At 66.3% G+C, this 10,175-nt stretch carries 10 protein-coding genes and 1 riboswitch; all 10 genes read left to right on the top strand.

The window, feature by feature from the left end:
* Window positions 1-81: 81 nt before the first annotated feature.
* The 10 genes from ACTPOE_RS12520 to metF all read left to right on the top strand — a co-directional run bounded on the left by ACTPOE_RS12520 (window position 82) and on the right by metF (window position 10,165).
* Complete coding sequence (locus tag ACTPOE_RS12520; protein WP_458872467.1) at window positions 82-237, top strand: hypothetical protein; 156 nt, start codon at window positions 82-84, stop codon at window positions 235-237.
* 9 nt (window positions 238-246) lie between these two features.
* Window positions 247-786 (top strand): cytochrome C oxidase subunit II, encoded by a 540-nt coding sequence (locus ACTPOE_RS12515; protein WP_458872466.1) that lies wholly within the window; start codon window positions 247-249, stop codon window positions 784-786.
* Window positions 787-799: 13 nt separating this feature from the next.
* Window positions 800-2,500, top strand: coding sequence for a cbb3-type cytochrome c oxidase subunit I (locus tag ACTPOE_RS12510; protein WP_458872465.1), 1,701 nt, complete (start codon window positions 800-802; stop codon window positions 2,498-2,500).
* 100 nt (window positions 2,501-2,600) lie between these two features.
* On the top strand, window positions 2,601-3,404 hold the full coding sequence (locus ACTPOE_RS12505; RefSeq protein ID WP_458872464.1) for an SCO family protein: 804 nt from the start codon (window positions 2,601-2,603) through the stop codon (window positions 3,402-3,404).
* A gap of 99 nt (window positions 3,405-3,503) precedes the next feature.
* Window positions 3,504-3,998, top strand: a complete 495-nt coding sequence (locus ACTPOE_RS12500) for a hypothetical protein (protein ID WP_458872463.1) — start codon at window positions 3,504-3,506, stop codon at window positions 3,996-3,998.
* 2 nt (window positions 3,999-4,000) lie between these two features.
* Complete coding sequence (locus tag ACTPOE_RS12495; protein WP_458872462.1) at window positions 4,001-5,443, top strand: cbb3-type cytochrome c oxidase subunit I; 1,443 nt, start codon at window positions 4,001-4,003, stop codon at window positions 5,441-5,443.
* Window positions 5,440-7,365 carry a cytochrome b N-terminal domain-containing protein gene (locus ACTPOE_RS12490; RefSeq protein ID WP_458872461.1) on the top strand — a complete coding sequence of 642 codons (1,926 nt, stop codon included), beginning with the start codon at window positions 5,440-5,442 and terminating at the stop codon, window positions 7,363-7,365. The genes ACTPOE_RS12495 and ACTPOE_RS12490 overlap by 4 nt, the downstream gene beginning before the upstream one ends.
* A 33-nt stretch (window positions 7,366-7,398) precedes the next feature.
* Window positions 7,399-7,497, top strand: a riboswitch (S-adenosyl-L-homocysteine riboswitch).
* Between the two features lie 70 nt (window positions 7,498-7,567).
* Window positions 7,568-8,974 (top strand): adenosylhomocysteinase, encoded by a 1,407-nt coding sequence (gene ahcY / locus ACTPOE_RS12485; RefSeq protein WP_458872460.1) that lies wholly within the window; start codon window positions 7,568-7,570, stop codon window positions 8,972-8,974.
* 10 nt (window positions 8,975-8,984) lie between these two features.
* Window positions 8,985-9,323, top strand: coding sequence for a phage holin family protein (locus ACTPOE_RS12480; RefSeq protein WP_458872824.1), 339 nt, complete (start codon window positions 8,985-8,987; stop codon window positions 9,321-9,323).
* On the top strand, window positions 9,320-10,165 hold the full coding sequence (gene metF / locus ACTPOE_RS12475; RefSeq protein WP_458872459.1) for a methylenetetrahydrofolate reductase [NAD(P)H]: 846 nt from the start codon (window positions 9,320-9,322) through the stop codon (window positions 10,163-10,165). The genes ACTPOE_RS12480 and metF overlap by 4 nt, the downstream gene beginning before the upstream one ends.
* Window positions 10,166-10,175 lie beyond the last annotated feature (10 nt).

Genomic DNA, 10,175 nt, shown 5'->3' with positions numbered 1-10,175 from the left:
TCCGGAATAAGTGTTTGCCGGGCTTTCAACCTTATCAGCGATAAGAAAAGCCCCCGGAGGTTGCCACGAGAGGAGACAGGCATGGATCACCATGATGACGAGGACGAAAAAGTGCCGCTCATCCAGCAGTTGCTGGACAGCCCCTTTTTATTGCTGTTTCTGGGTGTGATCATCCCCATGGTTGTTTACAACCTCTGGGGTTTCATCGACATCCTGACCATTCCCGCAGCCAGATAAGGAAGCACCATGAGCGCAATCCTCCCCCCGTCGGAGCGGCTGTGGTGGAAGCACCCACTCGACCGCCTGGAAATCACCTGGATCGTCATTGCCTTCATTTGGTGCATGATCATGTTCTTCATGATGGTGTTCTGGCACGTCTACGGCAAGCAGAACCTGGCGACCGAGACCTACAAGACCAATCCCGCGAAGTTCATGGCCCAGACGCAGGCCTTCGTGGACAAGTGGACGGTCCGCACCGAAACCGAACAGAAGATCCCCGTGGTGGCGCCGCCCGAAGGGTCCGACGTCTACCTGATCGCCCGCCTCTGGAGCTGGTGGCCGATCCTGGAACTTGAAAAGGGCAAGACCTACAAGCTCCACCTGACCGCGATGGACTACAACCACGGCTTTTCCCTGCAGCCCGTGAACATGAACATCCAGGTGGTGCCGGGCTATGAGCACGTGATCAAGGTCACGCCGAACGAGTCGGGCACCTTTTCCATCGTGTGCAACGAGTATTGCGGCATCGGCCACCATGAGATGGTGAGCCGCCTGTACGTCAAGTAAAGCGGGGATCGACATGGCCACCCATACCACTTATCGCACGTGTCCGCGCTCGGGACTGCAGTTCGAGGACCAAGCCGAAAAGCTCATCAGGATCAATGCCGTCACGGCCATCGTGGCGCTGCTCGTCGGGGGGCTGCTGGCCATCGGCGTGGTGCTCACCCGCTGGCCCGCCGTGCACTGGCTGCCGGCCGACACCTTCTACATGGTGCTCACGGCGCATGGCCTCGACATGCTGATCTACTGGATGCTCTTCTTCGAGGTCGCGGTGATGTACTTCGCCGCATCGACCCTGTTGCGCTGCCGCATCGCCACTCCCCGGCTCGCCTGGCTCGCCTATGCGCTCATGCTCGTTGGCGCCGTGGTCAACAACATTGCCGTGTTCCGGGGCGATTCCAGCGTGATGATGACTTCCTATGTGCCCATGATGGCCCATTGGTCGTTCTATCTCGGCCTGATCGTGTTCGCGGTCGGCGCGCTGATCGCCTGCGGTGTGTTCTTCGGCACGATGGCCGTCGCCAAGCGGGAAAAGACCTACGAAGGTTCGGTTCCCCTGGTGACGTTCGGCGCGATGACGGCGGCGATCATCGCGGTCTTCACGCTGCTTTCCGGCGCCATCATCCTGATCCCGACTTTCTTCATGTCCATCGGCGTCCTGAAGAACGTGGATCCGCTGGTGTACCGGGTGATCTGGTGGGCGCTGGGCCATTCGTCCCAGCAGATCAACGTGGCGGCCCACATTTCGATCTGGTATGCCGTGGCGGCGATCGCCTTCGGCGCCAAGCCCATGTCCGAGCGCGTCAGCCGCGGCGCCTTCCTGCTGTACATCCTGTTTCTGCAGCTCGCCAGCGCCCACCACATCCTGGCCGATCCGGGCGTCAGCACCGAATGGAAGATCGTCAATACCAGCTACTTCATGTATTTCGCCGTGCTGGCCTCGATGATCCATGCCTTGTCGATTCCCGGCGCCATGGAAGTCGCGCAGCGCGCCAAGGGCTTCAACAAGGGCCTGTTCGAGTGGCTGCGCAAGGCGCCCTGGGGCAATCCCATGTTCTCCAGCGTGTTCATCTCGCTGGTCGGCTTCGGCTTCCTGGGCGGCATTTCCGGGGTGATGATGGGCACCGAGCAGCTCAACCTGCTGATCCACAACACCATCTACGTGCCTGGCCACTTTCACGCGACCGTCGTCGTCGGGTCCACGCTGACCTTCATGGGCCTGACCTATTTCCTGATTCCGGTGCTGTTCAGGCGCGAGATCATTTCGCCCGACCTGGCGAGGATACAGCCCTACCTCTTCGGCTTCGCGATGTACTTTTTCTGCCTCGTGATGATGGGCGCCGGCACGCTGGGCGTGTCCCGTCGCCACTGGGACATGGCCTTCAGCGGCCATGCCCTGGCCTACGAATGGCCGGGCTCGGCCTACCTGATGATGGGACTGGTGGGAATCGGCGGGGTCGTGGCCATCATCGGCGGCGCGCTCTTCGTCTATCTCGTGATCGGTTCCCTGCTGTTCGGCAAGAAACTCGATGCCGGCGTGGTGAGCCCTCATTTCACGCCGGTCCCGCGCGCCGCGCCGACGGCGGCGGTCCAGACCTACGGATCGGCGGGGTTCGTCGCGCCCGGCACCTTCGTGCTCGCCATGGTCTTCCTCCTGGCTTTCGTACTGTACTACTTCATCAACTGGAAGTATCTCAGCCAATTGTGGGGCCTGAGCTGAGGGGCGCGCGACATTGGGGCAGATGGTGGCGTCCGGTTCGTCGATTCTCTCCCGCCTGTGGCGTGGAGCCGTGATATGCGGCCTGGGGCTGGCGTCGTCGATGATGCCGGTCCCGGGCCGTGCCGATGTGGCTGGAACTCCCGGGCTGGATTCCGCCCGGGCCCTGCGTTCCAGCCAGGCGGCGGTCGGGCGGCGGATCGGCGAGCACATCCTGCTGGATCGCCAGGGCCGCCCGGTGGCCCTTTCCTCTTTCCGGGGCAAGCCTTTGCTGGTGAGCTTCATCTACACCGGCTGCTTCCAGATCTGTCCCGCCACCACCCGTTCGCTGCAGGAGGCCGTCGAGTCTCTGCAAAAGAGCGTGGGCGTCAGCCAGTTCGGCGTCGTCAGCATCGGCTTCAACCAGCCCGCGGATTCGCCGCGGGCGCTCAAGGCGTTTGCCGCGCAGTACGGGATCACGGCGCCCAACTGGAACTTCCTGAGTCCGCCGGCGGCCATCGTGCCGGCGCTGACGGCGGATTTCGGCTTCGACTATGTCGCTACGCCGGCGGGGTTCGACCATGTGCTCCAGGTCTCCGTCCTCGATGCCGACGGGCGCATCGTGCGCCAGATATACGGCGAGGACGTCGCGGCGGGCGAGCTGGGCGAGCCATTGAAGATGCTGCTCGCCGGGCTGCCCATGAGTCCGGCGAATTCCACGCTCGACAATCTGATGGACCGCATCCGCATCCTCTGCACGGTGGTCGATCCCGAGACCGGCGCCTATCGGGTCGATTACACCTTGCCGATCCAGATTGCCGGGGGCGCGACCTTTTTCATTCTGATGATGGCCTTTTTCGTCCACGAATGGCGTGCGAACAGGAAAATTTCGAGCAAGAAGAGGGAAAGGGCGCGCGGCGTCGCCTGACGTGCTTCCGTCCGAGCGGGATGGCGGGCGTCGGCCCGGCATCCGGATCGCGGATCCGCGCCCGAGGCTTTCCGCCCCCGAGGAGAGATGATGAGACGCATGTTCGGCTGGACGGGCCAGGCCCTGCTGTACGGTTGTTTCGCCGTGGCGATCGGCGTTTTTTCGCGCTGGCCCGCCTACCATCCCCTGCCTCCCGGCATGGCGCAGATCAAGGTCAGCTTCATGCACCACGGCGCGCGGCTGGCCGATTGCCGGCCCTATACCGCCGAGGAACTGGCCCGGCTGGCGCCCAACATGCGCAAGGCCATGAAATGCGAGCGGGAACGTTCGCCGGTGAGCATCGAGGTGGATCTGGACGGCAGGCCGGTCCTCAGCCACGTCGCCGCCCCTTCCGGGCTGTCGCGCGACGGCGCCTCCACCCTGTACCGGCGCCTGGATGTTCCGGCGGGCGAGCACCGGATCGCCGTGCGCTTCAAGGACAGCCAGGCGGTCCAGGGGTTTACCCACCGGCGTGAAGCCACGGTTTCTCTTGCACCGGCCCAGGTGCTGGTGATCGATTTCAATGCGGACCAGGGAGGCATCGTCCTGCAATGAACATGAGCGCGAATCCTTGCCACGTGCCGGGTCCGCGGGGTGGTCCGGCCTCTCCGCCGCCTCCGGCGCGCCTGGGCGCGGACTATCAGCTGGACGTCTTCGGGGATGCGCGCCTCGCGCTGGGGCGCGCCTGGCTCGGCCTCGGGCTGGCTGCCTTGATCGGATCGGGCGTTTTCTCCGTGCTGCTGGTGGCTTCGCGCACCCCGGTCGTGAACCAGTGGCTGCCGGCCGCCGATTTCTTCAGGATTTCCCTGGTGCTGCACGTGGACCTGTCGGTGCTGGTCTGGTTCGTCGCCATGGCCGGCCTGCTCTGGAGTCTGTATGGCACCGCGCGCGCGCAATGGATGGCCCGGCCGGGGCTGTGGATCACCGCCGCCGGTACGCTCGCCATGGCGCTGGCCCCCTTCCTGGACCCGGGTGAGCCTGTCATGGCGAACTATATTCCGGTGCTCGAATCGCGGCTTTTCCTGGCGGGCCTGTCGATGTTCGGCCTGGGCGCGGCGCTGCTGGTGCTGCGCAGCCTGCTGGCGGCGCCCCGGCTGGGCATGCGGTATGACGGGCGCGGCGCGCTGGGTTTCGGCCTGGGCGCGGCCGCCGTCGCCGCGGCCGTCGGCGTGCTGAGCTTCGCCTGGTCCTGGGCCGTGCTGCCCACCGCGTTGCATGGCAAGGCCTACTACGAGGTCCTGTTCTGGGGCGGCGGGCATGCCCTGCAGTTCACCTGGACTCTGCTGATGCTGGTGGCCTGGCTGTGGCTGGCCAGCGCCTGCGGAGCGCGTTCCGCGCTGACGCCGCGCGTCACGGTCATGATGTTCTCCCTGGCGCTGGCGGGGGTCTTCGTCACGCCCTATGCCTATCTCGCCCATCATGTGGCATCCGTTGAACATCGCGACCTGCTCACCTGGGCCATGCGCCTGGGCGGCGGCCCCGCCATCCTGCCGGTCGGCCTGTCGGTGGTCTACGGCGTGCTCGCGGCCCGGCTGGACGCTCCCGAGCAGCGGCCGCTGCGCGCGGCGCTCCTGTCCTCCGTGCTGGTGTTCGCGGCGGGCGGCGTGATCGGTATTTTCATCGCCGGCAGCAATGTGCGCATCCCGGCCCATTACCACGGCTGCATCGTCGGCGTGACGCTGGCGTTCATGGGCGTGGTCTACCGCGTCCTGCCCGCGCTGGGCTACCAGGCGCCGCATGGCCGCATGGCCACCTGGCAGCCATGGCTCTATGGGGTGGGGCAGCTCATCCACATCATCGGACTGGTCTGGTCCGGCGGCTATGGGGTGCAGCGCAAGGTGGCGGGCGCCGAGCAGGTGCTGCGCGGCACGGGAGAGGTGATCGGCATGGGCATGATGGGCCTGGGCGGGCTCGTCGCCATCATCGGGGGGCTGCTGTTCGTGGTGGTGGCGATCCGCGCCATCCGCCGGCCGGTGGTGCGTCCGAAGGGAATCCAATGATCAAAAGAATCCAGGGCGCGCTGCAGTGGCTCTTCCTGTCCGTCGAGGGGCTGTTCAACGCCGCGTTCGGCGACCGCGTCAATCCCTTCTATCACCTGGGCGCCATCACTTTTTTCCTGTTCTGGGTGGTGGGGGGCAGCGGCCTGTACCTCTATGCATTCTTCGAGACCGGAATCCCCGACGCGTACAATTCGGTGATGGCGCTGAGCACGGCGCAATGGTGGCTGGGCGGCATCCTGCGCAGCGTGCACCGCTACGCTTCGGATGCGATGGTGCTCACCATGGCGCTGCACATGCTGCGCTACTTCGCCTTCGACCGGTTCCGCGGGTTCCGCTGGTTTTCGTGGCTGACGGGGGTGATGCTGATCTGGATGGTCTATGCCACGGGCATCAACGGCTACATGCTCCCCTGGGACCAGCTGGCGCAGTACGTGACCGTGACCGCCTTCGAATGGCTCGACTGGCTGCCGATCTTCGATGGCGCGCTGATGCGCAATTTCCTCTACTCCGGGCACGTCGGCAACCGCTTCTTCACCCTGCTGTCCTTCATGCACGTGGGTCTGCCGCTGGTGGTGCTGATGGTCATGTCGATCCATGCCCAGAGGGTGCCGAAGGCGCGCACGACGCCGCCGCGTCCCATCGTCGGAGGCTTGGCCGCGACTCTGCTGGCGCTCGCGATCGTCGCGCCCGTGCATAGCCAGGGCGGCGTCAGCGACCTGTCCAGGGCGGTCGTCCGGGTGGAGCTCGACTGGTTCTACATGGCGATTTTCCCGCTGATGACGCAATGGCCGATGAGCTGGGTGTGGGCCCTGGTGGTCGGCGGCTCGGTGCTGCTCGCGTTGATGCCCTGGTGGCCGCCGCGGTTCCGGCGCGGCGAGCGGCGGCTGGCGCGGCTCGTGGTGCACGGCGAGGACGGCGCGAGCGCACGGTTCCAGGCGCGCGAGGGCGAGACCATCCTCGACGCGGGCCTGCGCGAGGGCCTGGGCCTGCCCTTCGAATGCCGCAACGGCGCCTGCGGCCTGTGCGTCTGCACCGTGCGGCGGGGCGCCTATGATCACCGGCCTTGCAGTCCCGGTGCGCTGACCGGCGACCAGAAGGCCCGGGGCATGGCCCTGATGTGCTGCGCCGTGCCGCTCGGCGACATGGTCGTCGAGGTCGAGGGATTCACCGGTGGCGCGGCCCTCGCCGTGCGGGAATACACCGCCGCCGTGGTCCGCCTCGAGCCGCTGTCCGGCGACGTGATGCTTCTCGTCCTGCGGCCGTCCGACGACGCGATCCTGGATTTCAAGGCGGGCCAGTACATCAACATCGTGCTCGAGGATGGCCAGCGGCGCGCCTTCTCGTTCGCGAACCCGCCGCGCGGCGACGCGCTGATCGAGCTGCACGTCCGCCTCGTTCCCGGGGGGCGCTTCACGACCCACGTGTTCCAGGGCATGCGGGTCGGCGATGTCGTGCGCTTCGAGGGACCGCTGGGACAGTTCACGCTGCGCGAGAGCCCGCAGCCCATTCTTTTCGTGGCGGGCGCCACCGGCTTCGCTCCGGTCAAGAGCATCGTGGAGGACGCCTTTGCGCGCGGCGTGTCGCGTCCCATGCGCCTGTACTGGGGCGTGCGCCGGCGCGCGGACCTGTACATGCTCGGACTCTGCGAGCGGTGGCAGCGCGAGCACGCCAACTTCACCGTGGTGCCGGTGCTCTCGGAATCCGTCGAGGGCGATGCCTGGACGGGACGCACCGGCCTGGTTCACGAGGCCATGCTGGCCGATTTCCCGGACCTGAGCGGCTATGAAGTCTATCTGTGCGGCTCGGTCAGAATGGTCGAAGCGGCGGTGCCGGCGTTCATCGCCCAGGGGCTCGGCGAGAATGCCTGCATCTCCGACGCCTTCCTGATGGCGGCCAGGCTCCCCGCGGACACCGCATCCTGAACTCCGCCGGAGCGCGCACGTTATAATTCCCGCTTGCCCGAGGGGCGCTGCACCGGCGCGGCGACGGGGTCCGATGGATCCCGCGCGCGCCGCCAGGCTCGGGATTCCTTTTTCAAACGGCGCCCATCGCCGTCCTGCGCGGGCGGGGTGGGCGGGGCGCAGCCGTTCCGCTCCCCGCCGGCGCAGGCTCTACAGGACCACCATGAGCACTGCACACGACTACGTCATCGCCGACATCGCCCTGGCCGACTGGGGCCGTCGCGAAATCGCCATCGCCGAAACTGAAATGCCCGGCCTGATGGCCACGCGGGAAGAATTCGCCGCCTCGCAGCCCCTGAAGGGCGCGCGCATCGCCGGCAGCCTGCACATGACCATCCAGACGGCGGTGCTGATCGAGACCCTGAAGGCCCTGGGCGCGGAAGTCCGCTGGGCCTCGTGCAACATCTTCTCCACCCAGGACCACGCCGCCGCCGCCATCGCCGCGGGCGGCACGCCGGTGTTCGCCGTCAAGGGCGAGTCCCTGGAGGACTACTGGCGGTACACGCACCGCATCTTCGACTGGCCGGGCGAGCAGGCCAACATGATCCTGGACGATGGCGGCGACGCCACGCTGCTGCTGCATCTGGGCGCGAACGCCGAGAACGACGCTTCCGTGATCGCCAATCCGGCCAACGAAGAAGAGCGCGTGCTGTTCGCCGCCATCAAGGCGCAGCTGGCCCGCGATCCGAAGTGGTATTCCACCCGCCTGGCGCGGATCCGGGGCGTGACCGAGGAAACCACCACCGGCGTGCATCGCCTGTACCAGATGTCCCAGCGCGGCGAACTGAAGATTCCCGCCATCAACGTCAACGATTCGGTCACCAAGTCCAAGTTCGACAACCTGTACGGCTGCCGCGAATCCCTGGTGGACGGCATCAAGCGCGCCACCGACGTGATGGTCGCGGGCAAAGTCGCCGTGGTCTGCGGTTTCGGCGACGTGGGCAAGGGCTGCGCCCAGGCACTGGCCGCCCTGCGCGCCCAGGTGTGGGTGACGGAAGTCGATCCCATCTGCGCGCTGCAGGCCTCGATGGAAGGCTACCGGGTCGTGGACCTGAACGACGCGGACGTGGTCGAGCAGGCGGACATCTTCGTCACGGCCACCGGCAACTACCATGTCATCGACCGTGACCACCTGTACCGCATGAAGGACCAGGCCATCGTCTGCAACATCGGCCACTTCGACAGCGAGATCAATGTCGCTTCGGTGGAAGACCTGCCATGGGAGGAAATCAAGCCGCAGGTCGACCACATCATCTTCCCGGACGGCAAGCGCGTCATCCTGCTCGCCAAGGGCCGCCTGGTGAACCTGGGCTGCGCCACCGGCCATCCGTCCTTCGTGATGTCGGCGTCCTTCACCAACCAGACCATCGCCCAGATCGAGCTGTTCACGCGCGGCGGCCAGTACGGGACCGGCCAGGTCTACGTGCTGCCCAAGCACCTGGATGAAAAGGTCGCCCGCCTGCACCTGAAGAAGCTCGGCGTGCGCCTGACGCAGTTGACTCAGAAGCAGGCCGACTACATCGGCGTGCCGGCCGCGGGCCCGTTCAAGCCCGACCACTACCGCTATTGAAAGGAGTTCCATCATGCTGCTGCTCGTCTGGTTCCTGAACGCCGTGGCCCTGCTCATCGTGGCCTACATCCTGCCCGGCATCACCGTGGCCTCGTTCGGCTCGGCCCTGATCGCCGCGCTGGTGCTGGGCCTGCTCAACGCCGTGGTCAAACCCTTGCTGATCCTGCTGACCCTGCCGCTGACCATCGTCACGCTGGGCCTGTTCCTGCTGGTGCTCAATGCCCTGGTGTTCTGGTTCGCCGGCTCCATCCTGAAGGGCTTCCAGGTGGATGGCTTCTGGTGGGCGGTGATCGGCGCGCTCGTCTACAGCATCGTGTCCACGGCGCTGTCGGGACTGCTGGCCTCATGAGCAATTCCCCCTCGGCCATCAGCCTGGAATTCTTTCCGCCGCGCGATATCGCCGCCCAGGAACGCCTGGTACGTTCCGCCAAGCGGCTGGCGGCCCTGCGGCCGGCCTACGTCAGCGTGACCTTCGGCGCGGGCGGATCCACCCGCGCGGGCACGGCCGACACCGTGCGGATGCTGCAGAACCTGGGCGTCGACGTGGCGCCGCATCTGTCCTGCATCGGCGCGACGCGCGCCGACCTGCGCGTCATCCTGGACGACTACCGCGCACGCGGTATCCGCCGCCTGGTCGCCTTGCGCGGCGACCTGCCCTCGGGCATGGGCGGCGATACGGGCGAGCTGCACCACGCCGCCGATCTGGTGCGCTTCGTGCGCGAGCATTACGCAGACCACTTTCACATCGAGGTCGCCGCCTATCCCGAAATGCATCCCCAGGCCGAAAGCGCGGCATCCGACCTGCGGCATTTCGTGGACAAGGTCCGCGCCGGAGCCGACGGCGCCATCACCCAGTATTTCTTCAATCCCGACGCCTATTTCGATTTCGTCGACCGGGTGCGCGCGCAGGGACTGGACATCCCCATTACGCCGGGCATCATGCCGGTGACCAACTACACCCAGCTGGCGCGATTTTCGTCCATGTGCGGGGCGGAGATCCCGCGCTGGATGCGGCTGCGGCTGCAGGACTTCGGCGACGACAAGGCATCCATCCGCGCCTTCGGTATCGACGTGGTCACGCGGCTGACCGCGCGACTGCTGGAGCAGGGCGCGCCGGGGGCGCATTTCTACACCCTGAACAACGCCGACGCGGTGGCGCGGATCTGCGCCGACCTGGGACTCGACGCCTGAGTGCCGGCGC

The organism is Castellaniella sp. WN (assembly GCF_054457555.1).
Note: the sequence above shows the minus strand (reverse complement) of the source record. Positions and strands in the feature narration are given on the sequence as shown.

Coding starts and splice junctions, on each gene's coding strand:
- ACTPOE_RS12495 (WP_458872462.1), top strand. CDS start 4,001: ATGAGCGCGAATCCTTGCCACGTGCCGGGTCCGCGGGGTGGTCCGGCC.
- ACTPOE_RS12500 (WP_458872463.1), top strand. CDS start 3,504: ATGTTCGGCTGGACGGGCCAGGCCCTGCTGTACGGTTGTTTCGCCGTG.
- ACTPOE_RS12510 (WP_458872465.1), top strand. CDS start 800: ATGGCCACCCATACCACTTATCGCACGTGTCCGCGCTCGGGACTGCAG.
- ACTPOE_RS12520 (WP_458872467.1), top strand. CDS start 82: ATGGATCACCATGATGACGAGGACGAAAAAGTGCCGCTCATCCAGCAG.
- ACTPOE_RS12505 (WP_458872464.1), top strand. CDS start 2,601: ATGATGCCGGTCCCGGGCCGTGCCGATGTGGCTGGAACTCCCGGGCTG.
- metF (WP_458872459.1), top strand. CDS start 9,320: ATGAGCAATTCCCCCTCGGCCATCAGCCTGGAATTCTTTCCGCCGCGC.
- ACTPOE_RS12490 (WP_458872461.1), top strand. CDS start 5,440: ATGATCAAAAGAATCCAGGGCGCGCTGCAGTGGCTCTTCCTGTCCGTC.
- ahcY (WP_458872460.1), top strand. CDS start 7,568: ATGAGCACTGCACACGACTACGTCATCGCCGACATCGCCCTGGCCGAC.
- ACTPOE_RS12515 (WP_458872466.1), top strand. CDS start 247: ATGAGCGCAATCCTCCCCCCGTCGGAGCGGCTGTGGTGGAAGCACCCA.